The organism is Corynebacterium glaucum, assembly GCF_002287505.1.
Classification (GTDB): Bacteria; Actinomycetota; Actinomycetes; order Mycobacteriales; family Mycobacteriaceae; genus Corynebacterium; species Corynebacterium glaucum.
Genome location: NZ_CP019688.1, coordinates 1,571,872 through 1,587,068 on the forward strand (window position 1 = coordinate 1,571,872; position 15,197 = coordinate 1,587,068).

The window sequence follows — 15,197 nt, forward strand, 5'->3', positions numbered from 1 at the left end:
CACGCACGCTCAGACCCGTGCCCACCGCATCGAGCGGAATCGCCACACCACGCCGGCGAGGCGCAGGAGGACGGAGGCGAGATGGCCAGCCCAGATGCCAGTAAGGCCCCAGCCGAACTGCACGGACAGCAACGTGATCGGCACGAACGTCCCCAGCACCGAGACGATGGTGAGGTTGCGCAGAAACGCCGCATCCGAGGCACCGAGCAGCACCCCGTCGAAGGCGAAGACCACACCGCCGGACACGATCATCCCGATGAGCAGCCACCAGGGCACTGTGAGCTCAGCGAACACCGCGGCATCATGCGTGAAGATCGACTGGATCGGGCGCGCCAGCACGGCGAAGACAGCAGCGAGTACGAGCCCAAAGATCGTCGAATAGCGCGCCGCCTGCACACCCACGGATTTCGCGCGCTCAATCTGGCCGTTGCCCAGAGCTGCGCCGGTGAGTGTTTGTGCCGCGATGGCCATTGAGTCGAGCACCAGCGTGAGGAAGTTCCACAACTGGAGCATGATCTGGTGCGCTGCGAGCACCGCGACTCCGAACCTGCCCGCAACGGCGGCTGCAGCAAGGAGCGAGATCTGGAAAGACAGTGAACGCAAGATCAGGTCGCGGCCGAGCACCAGCTGCTGGGAAATAATCGACCAGTTCGGTGCCCAGCCGCCGCCGTTTCGGCCGTGTTCGCGTACCAGCACGATGAGGAAGAGGGCGGCAGCGATGCCCATGCCGATCACGTTGGCGACGGCGGAGCCAACCAGCCCGAAGCGGTCGACGAGGACGGGAAGCAGGACGGCGCCCGGAATGAGACCAGCAAGCGTGAGTTTGAAGGGCAACCGAGTGTTTTGCACGCCTCTCATCCAGCCGTTGCCTGCCATGATGATCAGTGTCAGCGGGATGGCCAGCGCGGCCACCCGCATCCAGCTTGCGGCCGCAAAGCTTGTGGCGGTGTCGTTGGTCAGCCAATACGCGATGGGCTGGGCGAGCGTCCAAATGAGCGTCGACAAGCAAAGCCCAGCTACTACCGCAACCCAAGTGGCCTGGACGCCCTCGGCAACCGCTGCTTCGCGTTTGCCCGCGCCGAAGAGCCGCGAGCTGCGCGCCGTGGTGCCGTAAGACAAAAAGGTCAGCTGAGTGGTCACCGTGGACTGGATAGTGGCACCCGCAGCAAGTGCTGCGAGTTCGCCGGTGCCCAACCTGCCCACCACCGCAGTATCCAACAAAAGGTAGAGCGGGTTGGCTGCCAGCACACCGAGTGCGGGCAATGCGAGCGCGAAGATTTGGCGCGGGGTGATTGCTGCAGTCATTTAACCGGGAAGTGCTGCCAGCAGCTCGCGAGTGATCATGTCTTGGGTTCCGTACGCGGAGTACCCCGCGGCTGGGACGTGGCCGCCGCCACCGAGCGCTTTCGCTACCTGCGAGACGTCAATGACAGAGGACCGCAGAGAGACCGCCCAATAACGCGGGGCCTGCTGCTTGAACACCACGCCCACATCGGAACCCTGGAGGGCGCGCGCGTAGTCGATGATCTGCTCGACTGCGGTTTGGCTCATCCTCGCCAACGACTCAGCGGGCACCGCGATCACGCTCACGGTCAAACCCTTTTCGCGGTAGGTCTGCATGTCCGCCAGCACCGATCCCATGATCCGCAGATCCAGCGCGCTCATGGAATCCATCAGATCCAGCGCGATCTGGCGGGTGTCGAGTCCGTAGGACACCAGCTCCGCCGCGAGCGTATGCATGCGTGGGGTGCCCCAGCGGAAGTTGCCAGTGTCCGTGACCAGGCCTGCGTAGAGGCAGTACGCCATATCCTGATCCATCACCACACCAAGGTGGGAAAACAGTTCCCGGATGATGGTGGTGGTCGATTCAGAATCAACGATCAGGTTGGTCGCGCCGAACCCGGGGTTGGTCTCGTGGTGGTCGATTACCACGACACGCCCCGGGTTCGCCGCAATCGGTTCCGCCAGCAGCCCCGTGCGGTCGATTGAGGCGCAGTCAACGGTGACCACCAGGCCGTCGTCAGGCAGGGTGCCCCCATATGTCACGGCGGCAACCCCGGGAACCGTGCTGAGGTTGCCCGGATGCGGGTAGGTCTGGCCGATGAACACATCGGTCTCGATGCCAATCGACCGCAGCCCAGCGGCTAATCCGCACGCCGAGCCGACGGCATCAGCGTCGGGCTTGATATGGGCGACGACGGAGACTTTCCGCGCATCGAGCAGTCGCTTAGCGACGGCTTCGAAGCGCGACGCGTCCCCAGGAAACAACGACTCCATTCGATCTGGCTACCCCTCGCCGGATGTCTTGTACGGGTTCGCGCCCCCGGCAGGCGTGGCGCCCTCGCGCAGCTTCGCCAGTTCGGCATCGCGGGCGCGAGCGCGGTTGAGCAGCTCTTCCATGTCTGCGGACGCTTCCGGGATGCTGTCGTATTCGAAGGAGATTGTCGGGGTGAAGCGGACACCGAGTTGATCGCCGACCGTCTTGCGGATCTGGCCGCGGGCGCGGTTGAGCGCCTCCGCAGCTGCGTCGAGGTCTGGCTCCTCATCGAGGGTGCGACCGCGCACGGTGTAGTACACCTTCGCGTCGTGCAGATCCCCGGTTACCCGGACATCCGTCACAGTCACCAGCTCCAAACGGGGATCTTTGACCTCTCGCTCGATCGTGGTAGCCACGATCTGCTGAATCTGCTTAGCCAAGCGCTGTGCACGTGGGTTATCAGCCATGTCATCTCCTTTTGTTGCTGGTGAACAAAACCGTCCGCATCATCCTACCCTTGCCCTGCATTGGTACGACATGCGGGCGCAGGCCCCATCCTTGACTGGACAGCGGCCCGCGCCCGTGTACGGCTTACGGTATCTACGCGGCGTATTTACAGCTAGGTGCGCGGCACCTCAACCATCTCGTACGCCTGGATAACGTCATCGACCTGGATGTCCGGGTAGGACAAGACCATGCCGCATTCGTAGCCCTTGGCAACCTCGGTGACGTCGTCCTTCTCGCGACGCAGCGAGTCGATCGTCGCGTCCGGGGTGACCACGTTGCCGTCGCGCACAAGGCGCACCTTGGCACCGCGCTTGACGGAGCCATCGGTGACCATGCAACCGGCGATAAGACCCACTGCGGAGGCCTTGAAGATCTGGCGGATCTCGGCCTGGCCAAGGTCGCGCTCTTCGTAGATCGGCTTGAGCATGCCGCGAAGCGCTGCCTCAACCTGATCGATGACCTGGTAGATCACCGAGTAGTAGCGGATCTCCACGCCCTCGCTGTTGGCCTCTTCGGTGGCCTTACCCTCAGCGCGGACGTTGAACGCCACGATGACGGCGTCCGAAGCCGCAGCGAGCAGCACGTTGGTCTGGGTCACCGCACCGACACCGCGGTCGATGATGTTGACCTCGACCTCGTCGTCCACCTCGATCTTGAGCAGGGCTTCTTCCAGTGCCTCGACGGAACCGGCGTTGTCGCCCTTGAGGATGAGGTTGAGCTGGCTGGTCTCCTTGAGCGCCTGGTCCAGGTTCTCCAGGGAGACGCGCTTCTTGGTGCGAGCCTGCATCGCGGCGCGGTGGCGGGCATCGCGCTGCGCAGCGATCTGGCGAGCCACGCGGTCGTCCTCGACCACGAGCAGGTTGTCACCCGGGCCAGGAACACCGTTGAGACCCTGAACCTGCACCGGACGCGACGGCCCAGCTTCCTCGACGTCGTTGCCCCACTCGTCGACCATGCGACGCACGCGGCCGAAGTTGCCGCCGACGACGATGGAGTCGCCGACGCGCAATGTACCGCGCTGGACAATCACGGTGGACACCGGGCCACGTCCGCGGTCCAGGTGAGACTCGATTGCCAAGCCCTGAGCATCCATGTCCGGGTTCGCCGTGAGCTCGAGGGCCGCGTCTGCGGTCAGCAGGACGGCCTCCAAAAGATCGTCGATACCCATGTTCTGCTTTGCGGAGATGTCGATGAACATCGTGTCGCCGCCGTACTCTTCCGGCACGAGACCGTATTCGGTGAGCTGGCCGCGGATCTTGTCCGGCTGCGCCTCTGGCTTATCGATCTTGTTCACCGCAACCACAATCGGCAGTTCAGCCGCCTTGGCGTGATTGATCGCTTCGACAGTCTGCGGCATGACACCGTCGTCTGCCGCTACCACGAGGATCGCGAGGTCAGTCGACTTCGCACCGCGGGCGCGCATGGCTGTAAACGCCTCGTGACCCGGGGTATCCAGGAAGGTTATCGTGCGCGGCTCATCCTCCAGCTCAACGGTGGTTTGGTACGCACCGATGCCCTGGGTGATGCCGCCGGCCTCACCCTTACCCACGTTTGCCTGACGGATGGTATCCAGCAGGCGGGTCTTACCGTGGTCGACGTGGCCCATGACAGAGACCACCGGAGGACGCTGCTCGAGCGCATCTTCGCCGCCTTCGTCTTCACCGAACTGCAGGTCAAAGGACTCGAGCAGCTCGCGGTCCTCGTCCTCCGGCGAGACAATCTCAACTTCGTAGTTGATCTCCGCACCCAGCAGCTGCAGGGTCTCCTCGGACACCGACTGCGTAGCAGTCACCATCTCGCCGAGGTTGAACAGCGCCTGCACCAAGTTCGACGCTTCAGTGCCGATCTTTTCTGCCAGGTCGGACAGGGTTGCGCCCTGACGTAGACGAACGGTTGCACCGCCGCCGTCGGGCAAGCGAACGCCACCGATGACGTTCGGTGCGTGCATCTCCTCGTACTCAGCACGCTTCTGGCCCTTCGACTTGCGACGCTTACCGGGGGCACCACCCGGGCGACCGAACGCACCGGCGGTACCGCCGCGGCGTCCACCGCGACCACCACGGAAGCCGTCGCGCGGTCCGCCACCATGACCCGGACCACCCTGGCCACCACGACCACGACCCGGACCCCCCTGGCCACCGCGACCGCCGCGGCCCGCGTTCGCGGACTTGGACGGCATTTGCGTGGGACTCGGGTGCGCGGCCATATCGGCTGGCGACGGGCGGTTGCCACCGGGACGCGGGCCCGGACGGCCCTGTCGCTGACCTTGGCGCTCGCCGCCTGGGCGCTGACCACCCTGGCCCTGACCCGGGCCTCGACCGCGACCAGCCTGCTGCTGGCCGCCTCGACCGCCACCCGGACGCGGTGCCGGACGGGCGCCGCCGGTGTTGGAAGAGAACGGGTTGTTTGCGACACGCGGACGCCCACCAGGCTTCGGCATCGGGCGCGGCATTGAACCCGGGGTTGGGCCGCCTTCAGCAGGCTTGGGTGCTGCAGGCTTCGGTGCCGCAGGTTTCGGGGCACCAGGCTTCGGCGAAGCAGCCTGCGCCGGCTTAGGTGCAGAGGCGGCAGGGGCGGCCTCGCCAGTGCTTGCGGCGGCTTTCGGTGCCGCCGGGGTGGCGGGCGAAGGCTTCGCTGCCTGTGCCGCAGGCTTTGCAGCGGCCGGTTTCGCAGTGGCTGGCTTTGGAGCACCAGGCTTCGGAGCCGTGGTCTTCGCCGCCGCTGGTTTCGCGGCGCCGGGCTTCGGCGCAGCCTTCTTCGCATCCGCTTTTGGTGATGCCTTGTCGGCCTTGTCGGCCTTTTCCGACTTTTCCGCCTTTTCTGCACCGTCGCCGCTTTGGGCCTCGTAGTAGGCCTTCATCTTCTTCACCACCGGCGGTTCAATGGTGGAGGAGGCGGTCTTGACGAACTCGCCTTGTTCCTTGAGGGTGGCGAGCAGTTCCTTACTTGTTACGCCGAGCTGTTTTGCCAGTTCGTGAACGCGTAGCTTTCCGGGCACGTGTCTCCTTGTTGGTTTGCTAGGAGCATGTGCTTGCCAACGTGGTGTCGGCGGGAAGCTATCTGCCCCTAGGAGTGGTCAGTGACTTTCATCGCTGATGCTGCTTCATGGTCGCGTACTCATCAGTGTTCGGTCTTCCTATCGTCATGTGGGTCGTTCGATGCGTGTACGAGGTACGTACGTACTTGACTCACGTCTACCGCTGCTGACGCCGCGGGAGACATACGGAGCGCGCGAGCGAATGCCCGTCGCCCCTCCGCAAGCTCTAACGCATCCAGCGTGGGTTTAATCCACGCTCCCCTACCCGGCAGAGACCGCGACGGGTCAGGAACGACCCGCCCCGGCATGTCCGGGTCGGCGACCACCCGCAGTAAACGGGTGTCGGGCAGCTGCTCGCGCGTGGCAATGCACGTGCGGATCCGGATCGGAAGGACGCGCTCAGCGTGTTCTGCGTGAGCGTCCATCCACACCTTTCTGCTAGCCCTGCGAGGATGTCTCCATCCCGCGCTGGATTCGGTTCTAAGCCGTATCCAAGGTTACGCCAAATCGCGGGGAAACTGTAGTTCCAGCTCAGCGCGCGTCGGCATCAGAGTGGATGTCGATCTTCCACCCCGTCAACCGCGCAGCGAGGCGCGCATTTTGTCCCTCTTTGCCGATTGCTAGCGAGAGTTGATAGTCAGGCACGACGACCCGCGCAGTCTGGGTCTCCGCATCAACCACCTCGACGCTGATCACTTTCGACGGCGCGAGCGCGTTGCCCACGTATGTCGCTGGATCCTCGGAGTAATCGATGATGTCGATTTTCTCCCCGCCCAGCTGCTCCATGATGTTGGTGACGCGCGCACCCCGCGGCCCGATGCACGCGCCTTTGGCGTTCACACCCTTGACCGTGGCGCGGACAGACACCTTGGAGCGGTGGCCGGCCTCGCGGGCGATCGCAATGATTTCCACCGAGCCGTCGGCAACCTCCGGCACCTCGAGAGCGAACAGGCCGCGCACGAGCTCCGGGTGGGTGCGCGACAAATGCACCATCACGTCGCGATCGCCCTTGTTCACACCAACGACGTACGCTTTCACGCGGTCGCCGTGGATCAGCTGCTCCCCGGGGATCTTCTCCGCTGGCAAGAGGATGCCGTCCTGGGGATCCGCCTCAGTACCGATCTGGACCACCGTGATGCCGCGGGCTTCCTTGTTTGCGTCCCGTTGCACCACGCCGGAGACGACCTGGCCCTCACGGCCCGAGTATTCCGTGTACACGCGGCCTGCTTCAGCCGTGCGCAGCTGCTTCTTGATGGCGTCGCGGACCGCAACGGCACCGATGCGGGAGAAGTTCACCGGGGTGTCGTCGTATTCGGAAATCACCGCACCGTCGTCATCAAGCTCGGTGACGATGACGGTCACGTCGCCGGTGTCCGTGTCGATGTCGATGCGTGCCTTCGAGCCGTCCTCAAGCGGGTGCTCGCGGTAGTCCCGGTATGCCCACAGCAGCGCGTTGGCAATGGTCTCCAACAGCTCGTTGAAGGAAATGCCTTGGTCGCGCTCGATCGCCCGGAGGGCGCCCATGTCAATATTCACTTATTACCTCTCACCGGCCTCGAGCTTCGAGGCCTCCTCAAACGACAGTTCCGCCAGCTCCACCTCTGCGACGGGAGCAGCATTGAACTCAACTTCTACCACTGATTTAGGCATCTCGGAAACCGGCCGCACGAACACCTTTGGTGCCTTGCTACCGGCTTCCACAAGCACGAGCTCTCGCTCGTCGTCGCTGAGCGCGCCAATGCGGTAGGTCTCGCCGTCCACGTCGACGAGACGGCCGCGGTTACGGCGCCAGTGCCTCGGCACGGTCAGCGGCAGGTCCACCCCAGGCGTGGTGATCTCCAGCGTGTAACCTGCGCCGAAGTTGACCTCTCCGGCGTCTTCCAGGTCGTCGAAAAGCGAAGAGAGCTCCTGACTGACCACCTCAAGCTCGTCGAGGGTCGGGCGCGAATCCGAGTCGAGGGCGACCACGACCTGCGACTTTTTGCCTGCCTTGACCGTGCGGAGATTCTCAAGGTCCATCCCGTGCTTCTCCGCGACGGGCGCGATGAGCCGGGTGAGCTCTTCTGTGCTGGGAAATGCCATGCGCTCCAGCCTATCGTGTAGCGTTTTGCGGGTGAAGAAGCTGCTCATTACCGTTCCGCTGGTGTTGTTGCTCGGGGGTTGCACGGTGATGGATGTGGTGGGGCCGCGCCCGAATAAGGAAGTCATGGCGCTGGCGAAGCAAGCTCATGCCGACGGGTTGCCGAGCGGGGCCACCGAGGATTACCGGCAGCTGCGCACAGAGCAGTCCGATGCACTCAAGGCCGAAGCGCTGCGGCTGTGCGGGATCACCCCAGAGGGCGAGGCTCCGTCGTCGTGCTCAGTGAACTTCGACGACGCAGAGCTCCCCGCCAGCATTGGGGCGCAGGAGCTTGTGTCTCTCACGGCAGACACTGCGCCGCGGTTGCCCAAGGAATCGGTGGCGCTAGCCGTGGAGCAAGCTATCGACGCGACAGCGATGCAGCCGGTAGCGCTGGACAACGTCGGTTCAGCGACGCTGACCAGCGAAGCCGACATCACTCACGCCACGGCCGTGGTTCAGCGCGAGGCGGAGCTGCAGTACGGGCTCGGGTTCGCGCTTGCGTTTGCCGATGACCCGCTACGCGAGCGCATTGCCGTGTTACGGGAGGCGTCGCGGGAACGCACCGACGCGCTCACCCCGAGCATCCCGCTCGACGACGGATCCCTTGCGCCCTCCCCCGGCTACCAGTTCGTGGAGGGTTACGCCGAGCCCACCACACTCGAGGAAGCACAACTGCTTGTCGACGCCCTGCAGCGCGCGGTGATCGACGAGACCGCTGCTGCGGCAGCAGCCGCTGAGGATCCGACGTGGATGCGCGACGCGATCTTCATTGCCGCTCACGCGAAGCGCGCGTAGCGGACAGCGGAACCGGCAACTACCCCGCGAGCGGTGCTAGCCCGCGAGCGGTGCGGTCTGCTTGCGCACCAGCTCGACGACCTGGTCCACGATGCGGTCCGCCGGAGCCTCAAGGGTTTCACCGCCGCGGATACGCAGCTCCACGATGCCGTCGGCGAAGCTGCGGCCCAGGATCACCAGGAACGGCATGCCCAGCAGCTCAGCGTCCTTGAACTTCACGCCAGGCGATACCTTCGGGCGGTCGTCGAAGAGCACCTCGAGGCCGGCGGCGTCGAACTCGGTGACCAACCGCTCCCCTGCCTCCAGCGCTGCGGCGTCTTTGTTCGCGACAGCAACGTGCACCTGGTACGGCGCGATGGCAACCGGCCACACCAGGCCCTTGTCGTCGTGGCGCTGCTCGGCCACCACAGCCATCATGCGGCTCACGCCAATGCCGTAGGAGCCCATGGTGGGCACGGCACGCTTGCCGTTTTCGTCCAAGATCTGCACGTCGAAGGCCTCGGTGTACTTGCGACCCAGCTGGAAGATGTGGCCCAGCTCGATACCACGCGCAAGCTCGAGCGTGCCGTTGCCGGACGGCGAGGGGTCGCCCTCCTTAATCTCTGCGGCCTCGATGAATCCATCCACCGTGAAGTCGCGGCCGGCAACCAGGCCCACCACGTGCTTCTGCTGCGCATCGGCGCCGGTGATCCAGCTCGTGCCGTCGACCACGCGCGGGTCGGCGAGCACACGCACGCCATTTGCAGCCAGCGCACGCGGGCCAACGTAGCCCTTCACCAAAAAGCCCGACTTGGCAAAGTCCTCCTCGCTGGCCAGCTCAAAGGTCGCCGGCTCGAGCGAGGCCTCGAGGCGCTTCTCGTCGAGCTCGCGGTCGCCTGGGATCAAAATTCCGGTCAGCTGCGGGCCGACGGGCTCGCCGCCCTCGGTCACAGCGCGCGGGTCATCCACTTTGACCACCATGCACTTGAGGGTGTCGGCGGCGGTGACCTCGTGGCCGTCGACAAGCACCTGCGCACTGTTCGCCCAGTCCACCAGCGCGGTAATGGTCTCCGAGGCCGGGGTGTCGTGCTCTACCGGCTCCGGCAGGCCTTCAAAGGCTTGGGCTTCAGGCACCACAGTGGTCACGGCCTCAACGTTTGCCGCGAAGTCGCCCGCGGTGGAGACCACGAACGTGTCCTCGCCGTTGTCGGAATATGCGAGGAACTCTTCCGACGCAGATCCGCCCATTGCGCCCGAAGTCGCCTTGCAGATCTCGTAGCGCAGGCCCACTCGGTCGAATATCCGCTGGTACGCCGCCCGGTGCGCGGCGTAGGACTCATCTAACCCCTCATCGGTCATGTCGAAGGAGTAGCTGTCCTTCATCACAAACTCACGCCCGCGCAGGATGCCCGCACGCGGGCGCGCCTCATCGCGGTACTTCGTCTGGATTTGATAGAGCGTGACCGGGAAGTCCTTGTACGAGGAGTAAAGGTCTTTCACCGCGGCGGTGAACATCTCCTCGTGCGTGGGCCCAAGCAGCATGTCCGCACCTTTGCGGTCCTGCAGGCGGAACAGATCATCGCCGTACTCGGTCCAGCGGTTCGTCGCCTCGTACGGTTCACGCGGCAACAGCGCCGGGAATAGCAGCTCCTGCGCTCCCATCGCGTCCATCTCCTCGCGCACAATGCCCTCGATCTTGCGCAGCGTGCGCAGCCCCAGCGGCAGCCAGGAATACACACCCGGCGCTGCGCGTCGCACGTAGCCAGCGCGCACCAGCAGCTTGTGGCTGGGCACCTCGGCATCGGCGGGATCTTCGCGCAGCGTGCGCAGGAACAAGGTGGAGAGGCGTGTGATCATGCGGGGAAGTTTACCGCTAGGGTTTTTCGCATGCTCATCGTGCTTCCCCCGTCCGAAACCAAAGCGCCCGGAGGAGTCAACGACCCGATGGAGCTGTCGTTTCCGGAGTTTAACGGGATCAGGGATTCGCTTATCGACGCCCTCGCCCACACGCCCATCGAGGAGATGGACGCACCAGCGTCGAAGCGCCACGAGGCGGAAGAGAATCACTCGCTGCGGGAGGCTCCGGTTATGCCCGCGATCCATCGCTACACGGGCGTGCTTTACGACGCCCTGGATGCCGCCACCCTCCCCGATTCCGCGGTTTCCCGCCTGGCCGTTGGTTCCGCGTTGTTCGGGCTCGTGCGTGCGGGCGACATGATTCCGCGCTACCGCCTCTCTGCCGGTTCCAGGGTCGCCGGCAAGACGATGAAGGCGTGGTGGGGGCCGTCGATAAGCGATGCGCTTGGTGCTGAGCCCTTTGTAGTGGACCTGCGATCCGGCGTATACCAGCAGCTTGGGCCTGTGCCCGGCGCGGTGACGGTGCGTGTGGAGCGCGACGGCAAGGTGGTCAGCCACTTCAACAAGCAGTACAAGGGTGAGCTCGCGCGGGTGCTGGCGCTTGGGCCGCAGGTCGATTCCGTGGAGGGGGTTGCGGACGTTGCTCGCGCCGCCGGAATGAACGTTGTTGTCGACGGAACGCAGCTCACGCTCGCCGTCTGATTTATCAATTTATCGATTTATCAACCGGGGCCGATTTATCAATTTATCAATTTATCAATCGCGCCGAGTATTCTCAGGTTCATGGATAACCCGTTCCGCCCCACTTTCGGTGCCAGCCCGCGGGTCTGGGCCGGCCGCGATGCTGTGCTGGAGGATTTCGCTCGCGCAGTCGACGGCGCACCCGGCAACCCAGACCGCTCCATTCTCATCTCCGGATCGAGGGGCATTGGAAAGACGGTGCTGCTGACTGAGCTTGAGGATATCGCGAAGCAGCGCGGCTGGTTGGTGCTGCGAGCATCTGCACGAGAAGACATTGCACGAGTCCTCGTTGAGTCGGCCATTCCAGAAGCGATCGAGAGCCTGGACCGAACTACCCGCCGCAAAGTCACCGGCATCTCCATCGCAGGTATCGGGTCTGTGAGCACCCAGGTGGAAAGCCAGGAACCCTCGAAGCGACTCACTACCCAGCTCCGCGACCTCATCGATCGGCTGCAAGGCGCCGGAGTGCTGATCACCATCGATGAGATCCAGGACGTCTCCGCTGAAGACCTCACCCAGGTAGCAATCGCGTACCAGGATCTGGTCCGAGATGACCTCCCTGTCGCCGTCGCCATGGCCGGTCTGACGCTGGGGATAAACGACCTTCTGAACTTGCCCGGCGCGACCTTTCTTCGGCGCGCCCGACATTATGAACTCGGCCCGTTGACGCTCGCGGACGCGGAACAAGCCTTGGCGGGCACCGCCAAGGAAGGTGGCCTCGAGTTCCCCAGCGCCGCAGATGCCGCCGCGTTTAGTCAGGGCTACCCCTACCTCGTGCAGCTGACGGGGTATCTGGCGTGGGAAAGCGCAGTTGGAATGGGGCTCGATGCGCTAGACAACCGCGCCCTTGAGGATGCAATGCCGCGTGCAATCGACCGCCTCGGTACCCAAGTGCACCAACCCGCACTGCGGGAAGTACCGCACCGCCAACGGGAATACCTTGAAGCGATGGCCTCCATCGCCTTGCGCACACCCGACGGGGTTGTAGCTACCGCCGAAATTTCAGAAGAGCTGGGTATCTCGGCGACGTCGCTGAGCGATACACGCAGCAAGCTCATCGACCGCGACCTCATCACTCCCGCGGGCTGGGGCAAAGTGGAGTTTGCGCAGCCATATCTCGGCGAATACATCCGCGACCAGCGCCGACCGCGCCGAGTGCAGTAGCGAAGCGCGTGTAGGAGGCGCTGCTACCGTAGGTTCCATGCGCGCGAAACCCCTGTATACCGCTGCTGTGATCATTTACCTCGCGGTACTGGCCTATGTGTTTCTGCGGTGGGACGCCATCCCGGATCCAGTGCCGATGCACATCGGCCCCGCCGGCGAGATCGACAGTTGGGCGCCGAAAACTTGGCTGTCGGTCACGGCTGTGACGCTGATCGGCTTAGTGATCACGGTTGGGGTGGCGGCAACGCTGCCGTCGATAAGCTTGGCCCGCATTGGACACGATCAACCTGCAGGCGGCGAACTACCTTTCTCCGAGACTGCCTCGCAACGTGTGGAGCGGTTGCATGAGACGACCAACCTGATGCTGGCCCAGATTGTGCTGGGTACCGCTGTCCTTCTAGCTGTGGTCCAGATCATGCTCATCTTCCCTGACGCGCCGATCTCGACCTGGTCCTTTCTTATTCTGTTTGGCGCGTTCATGGTCTTCACACTCGTGCTTACGTGGCGCTTGCACCGGACCACGAAAGAGAGCTTCGCCCGAATCGAACCGGATCAGGAAGAGCGGATCCGCATTGAGCGCCTGGGAATGAAGGCAGGGATGGGCGTGTACTCAGCGCCGAAGGACACAATGGCCGTGGCTGTGTTGCCGGGTGAACCGAGCAAGCTGCAGATCAACACCTCGCACCCGGCCGGCAAACGTGCGTTGACGCAGATCGCGCTCTCGCTGGGAGGTATGATGATCGGCATTCTTGTCATTTCGATTCTGGCGTAGTGCGGTGAACCAGTGAGCACCCGCAAACCTTTCAACCGCAAGCGGCGCAACGCGAAGCGCGATGCGCTCGTGCTCGGTGCGCTGCTTCTTGTTGTGTTTGCCGTGACCGCAGTGTTGGCAGTGCTGGCAAAGTTTGGCCCGAAGCCCGACCAGGAACTGGTGCTTCGGGTCATCGACGGTGACACCATCGATATCCAGCCCGCCGACGACCCGACGCGAGTGCGCCTGATCGGCATCGACGCCCCCGAGCAGGGCGAGTGCCTGTATGAGGAATCGAAGGAGTTCCTCTCCACCACGCTGTGGCCACGCACGGACATTCGCCTGAAATATGACGTGCAGCGGCAAGACCAGTACGGGCGCGATCTCGGCGCTGTGTTCATGCCGGACGGCACGTTCATAAACGAGGAGATCGTCAAAGCGGGCTGGGCCCGAGCCGTGGAGTACCCGCCGAACGTGAAGTACACCGCCCGCCTCCAGGCGGCCGAGGCTTACGCGAAGCAGCACAACCTGGGCATTCACGCGGTCCCGGACGAGTGCTTGCTCCCGACCGAAGTAGCCAGGGAGGCCAAGGCCCGTTACGAGCAGGACCCGGACCCCTTCTACAAGGACGTGATGCGCGACGCAGTGGAGCGCACGAAGAACTTCACCTACCGCGAGCAGGCGCTGGACTACATCGACTCGCTGTAATTTCGCCCTACACTCGGGGCCATGAGCACCCCCAGCACCCACGACCAAGCACGCGAGATCCTGAGCAAGGCCATCCACATCGAGGTTTTCACCGGCGCTGGCATGAGCGCGGATAGCGGCATCGCCACTTACCGCGACGCCGTGACCGGGCTCTGGGAGAACGTCGACCCGCAGGCCATGGCTTCCATCGACGCGTGGCATATCGACCCGGACACGATGTTCGCCTGGTACCTCTGGCGCGCTCACCTCGCGCAGCAGGCGGAGCCCAACGCAGGCCACATCGCGATCGCGAACACGCCCGGGGCCACGGTCACCACCCAAAACATCGACAACTTGCACGAGCGGGCAGGCAGCAAGGAAGTCGCGCACCTGCACGGTTCGCTGTTCGAGTTTCGCTGTTCGCTTTGCGACGAACCGTACGACGCCCCGATCGACATCCCAACCGAGCAGGTGCCAACCGTCCATCCACCGGAGTGCCCCGTCTGCGGCGGGTTGGTTCGCCCCGGTGTCGTGTGGTTCGGTGAAGCGCTGCCTCAGGAGGAGTGGCAGATCGCCGAGGAACGCATGAATACCGCAGACGCAGTGCTGATCGTCGGCACGTCCGGCGTGGTCTTTCCTGCCGCAGGTCTGCCAATGATGGCGCACGCCCGGGAAATCCCGATCATCGAAGTGACCCCGATGCGCACGGACCTGTCGCGCCTGGCCACCGTGGTGGTCGAGGACACCGCTGCCAGCGCCCTCCCGCAGATTCTTCCGGTGAGCTAGCTAGTAATGGTAACGCACCTGAAGGATCACAAGGTCATTTTCCTGCACGACATACACCAGGCGATGTTCTTGCGTAATCCTGCGAGACCAAGCGCCCTCTGCTCCATACTTGAGCGGTTCGGGCTTACCAATTCCCTCAAATGGGTCGCGAAGAGTCTCAACAATTAGCTGGTTGATGCGTTTGAGAACCTTACGGTCTTCTCGCTGCCAGTACGTGTAGTCCTCCCACGCGTTCCTTTCCCAGACGAGACGCATTAGTCAGTGAGGTCGAGATCGTGGGGTTCAAACCGTCCCGCACGGGCATTTTCGAAAGATTCCATGAGTCTCTTGGCGTTTGCAGGAGATCGGAAGAGGTGCGCAGTCTCCTGCCACGCAGAAAAATCGTCCGCCGACATAATCACCACGTTTCCATGACGCGACTCCACCTCGATAGGCGTTCTGTCTTGATTAACCCGTTCGATCAAAGGAAAGAACGTCCGACGGGCTTCACTCGCGCTGATAGACATTAGCCACC

General features: G+C 63.7%; 16 protein-coding genes. 6 read left to right on the top strand and 10 right to left on the bottom strand.

Annotated elements, in window-relative coordinates; all coding sequences use genetic code 11:
- Positions 1 to 9: 9 nt before the first annotated feature.
- The 7 genes from CGLAU_RS12370 to rimP form a co-directional block, all read right to left on the bottom strand.
- The gene (locus CGLAU_RS12370; RefSeq protein ID WP_198304871.1) at positions 10 to 1,305 is read right to left on the bottom strand and encodes an MATE family efflux transporter; all 1,296 of its coding nucleotides are present in this window, start codon (positions 1,303 to 1,305) and stop codon (positions 10 to 12) included.
- Positions 1,306 to 2,277 (bottom strand): DHH family phosphoesterase, encoded by a 972-nt coding sequence (locus CGLAU_RS12375; protein WP_198304873.1) that lies wholly within the window; start codon positions 2,275 to 2,277, stop codon positions 1,306 to 1,308.
- Positions 2,278 to 2,286: 9 nt separating this feature from the next.
- Positions 2,287 to 2,724: a 30S ribosome-binding factor RbfA gene (gene rbfA / locus CGLAU_RS07665; protein ID WP_095660176.1), complete on the bottom strand. Its 438-nt coding sequence runs from the start codon at positions 2,722 to 2,724 to the stop codon at positions 2,287 to 2,289.
- Positions 2,725 to 2,876: 152 nt separating this feature from the next.
- A complete protein-coding gene (gene infB / locus CGLAU_RS07670) occupies positions 2,877 to 5,762 on the bottom strand; it encodes a translation initiation factor IF-2 (RefSeq protein ID WP_095660177.1) in 2,886 nt (961 codons plus the stop codon).
- Positions 5,763 to 5,884: 122 nt separating this feature from the next.
- Complete coding sequence (locus CGLAU_RS07675) at positions 5,885 to 6,226, bottom strand: YlxR family protein (protein WP_095660178.1); 342 nt, start codon at positions 6,224 to 6,226, stop codon at positions 5,885 to 5,887.
- 106 nt (positions 6,227 to 6,332) lie between these two features.
- Complete coding sequence (nusA, locus tag CGLAU_RS07680) at positions 6,333 to 7,337, bottom strand: transcription termination factor NusA (RefSeq protein WP_095660179.1); 1,005 nt, start codon at positions 7,335 to 7,337, stop codon at positions 6,333 to 6,335.
- 3 nt (positions 7,338 to 7,340) lie between these two features.
- The gene (gene rimP, locus CGLAU_RS07685) at positions 7,341 to 7,883 is read right to left on the bottom strand and encodes a ribosome maturation factor RimP (RefSeq protein ID WP_095660180.1); all 543 of its coding nucleotides are present in this window, start codon (positions 7,881 to 7,883) and stop codon (positions 7,341 to 7,343) included.
- A 31-nt stretch (positions 7,884 to 7,914) separates the two neighbouring features.
- On the opposite strand from rimP, the gene CGLAU_RS07690 reads away from it, so the two are divergent.
- Complete coding sequence (locus CGLAU_RS07690) at positions 7,915 to 8,718, top strand: hypothetical protein (RefSeq protein WP_095660181.1); 804 nt, start codon at positions 7,915 to 7,917, stop codon at positions 8,716 to 8,718.
- Between the two features lie 36 nt (positions 8,719 to 8,754).
- Here CGLAU_RS07690 and CGLAU_RS07695 read toward each other — a convergent pair whose 3' ends face one another.
- Positions 8,755 to 10,554 (bottom strand): proline--tRNA ligase, encoded by a 1,800-nt coding sequence (locus tag CGLAU_RS07695; RefSeq protein ID WP_095660182.1) that lies wholly within the window; start codon positions 10,552 to 10,554, stop codon positions 8,755 to 8,757.
- A 30-nt stretch (positions 10,555 to 10,584) separates the two neighbouring features.
- On the opposite strand from CGLAU_RS07695, the gene CGLAU_RS07700 reads away from it, so the two are divergent.
- The 5 genes from CGLAU_RS07700 (at position 10,585) to CGLAU_RS07720 (ending at position 14,683) form a co-directional block, all read left to right on the top strand.
- Positions 10,585 to 11,256 carry a YaaA family protein gene (locus tag CGLAU_RS07700; protein ID WP_095660183.1) on the top strand — a complete coding sequence of 224 codons (672 nt, stop codon included), beginning with the start codon at positions 10,585 to 10,587 and terminating at the stop codon, positions 11,254 to 11,256.
- Between the two features lie 81 nt (positions 11,257 to 11,337).
- Complete coding sequence (locus tag CGLAU_RS07705; protein ID WP_095660184.1) at positions 11,338 to 12,459, top strand: ATP-binding protein; 1,122 nt, start codon at positions 11,338 to 11,340, stop codon at positions 12,457 to 12,459.
- 37 nt (positions 12,460 to 12,496) lie between these two features.
- Positions 12,497 to 13,231 (top strand): DUF1648 domain-containing protein, encoded by a 735-nt coding sequence (locus CGLAU_RS07710; protein ID WP_095660185.1) that lies wholly within the window; start codon positions 12,497 to 12,499, stop codon positions 13,229 to 13,231.
- Positions 13,232 to 13,243: 12 nt separating this feature from the next.
- Complete coding sequence (locus CGLAU_RS07715; protein WP_095660186.1) at positions 13,244 to 13,918, top strand: thermonuclease family protein; 675 nt, start codon at positions 13,244 to 13,246, stop codon at positions 13,916 to 13,918.
- A gap of 21 nt (positions 13,919 to 13,939) precedes the next feature.
- Positions 13,940 to 14,683, top strand: coding sequence for an NAD-dependent deacylase (locus CGLAU_RS07720; RefSeq protein WP_095660187.1), 744 nt, complete (start codon positions 13,940 to 13,942; stop codon positions 14,681 to 14,683).
- Here the strand turns inward: CGLAU_RS07720 and CGLAU_RS07725 are convergent, their stop codons facing one another.
- Both CGLAU_RS07725 and CGLAU_RS07730 read right to left on the bottom strand, forming a co-directional pair.
- Positions 14,684 to 14,938: a Txe/YoeB family addiction module toxin gene (locus tag CGLAU_RS07725; RefSeq protein WP_095660188.1), complete on the bottom strand. Its 255-nt coding sequence runs from the start codon at positions 14,936 to 14,938 to the stop codon at positions 14,684 to 14,686. It abuts the gene before it with no gap.
- Complete coding sequence (locus CGLAU_RS07730; RefSeq protein ID WP_095660189.1) at positions 14,938 to 15,189, bottom strand: type II toxin-antitoxin system Phd/YefM family antitoxin; 252 nt, start codon at positions 15,187 to 15,189, stop codon at positions 14,938 to 14,940. Before CGLAU_RS07730 ends, CGLAU_RS07725 begins: the two co-directional genes overlap by 1 nt.
- Positions 15,190 to 15,197: the final 8 nt, after the last annotated feature.

Bases quoted from the DNA above. Each gene is read 5' to 3' on its own strand.
- CGLAU_RS07700 (WP_095660183.1), top strand. From the start codon at position 10,585: ATGCTCATCGTGCTTCCCCCGTCCGAAACCAAAGCGCCCGGAGGAGTC.
- CGLAU_RS07675 (WP_095660178.1), bottom strand. From the start codon at position 6,226: ATGGACGCTCACGCAGAACACGCTGAGCGCGTCCTTCCGATCCGGATC.
- rbfA (WP_095660176.1), bottom strand. From the start codon at position 2,724: ATGGCTGATAACCCACGTGCACAGCGCTTGGCTAAGCAGATTCAGCAG.
- rimP (WP_095660180.1), bottom strand. From the start codon at position 7,883: ATGGCATTTCCCAGCACAGAAGAGCTCACCCGGCTCATCGCGCCCGTC.
- CGLAU_RS07730 (WP_095660189.1), bottom strand. From the start codon at position 15,189: ATGTCTATCAGCGCGAGTGAAGCCCGTCGGACGTTCTTTCCTTTGATC.
- CGLAU_RS07705 (WP_095660184.1), top strand. From the start codon at position 11,338: ATGGATAACCCGTTCCGCCCCACTTTCGGTGCCAGCCCGCGGGTCTGG.
- CGLAU_RS07695 (WP_095660182.1), bottom strand. From the start codon at position 10,554: ATGATCACACGCCTCTCCACCTTGTTCCTGCGCACGCTGCGCGAAGAT.
- CGLAU_RS12370 (WP_198304871.1), bottom strand. From the start codon at position 1,305: ATGACTGCAGCAATCACCCCGCGCCAAATCTTCGCGCTCGCATTGCCC.
- CGLAU_RS07720 (WP_095660187.1), top strand. From the start codon at position 13,940: ATGAGCACCCCCAGCACCCACGACCAAGCACGCGAGATCCTGAGCAAG.
- CGLAU_RS07725 (WP_095660188.1), bottom strand. From the start codon at position 14,938: ATGCGTCTCGTCTGGGAAAGGAACGCGTGGGAGGACTACACGTACTGG.
- CGLAU_RS07710 (WP_095660185.1), top strand. From the start codon at position 12,497: ATGCGCGCGAAACCCCTGTATACCGCTGCTGTGATCATTTACCTCGCG.
- CGLAU_RS12375 (WP_198304873.1), bottom strand. From the start codon at position 2,277: ATGGAGTCGTTGTTTCCTGGGGACGCGTCGCGCTTCGAAGCCGTCGCT.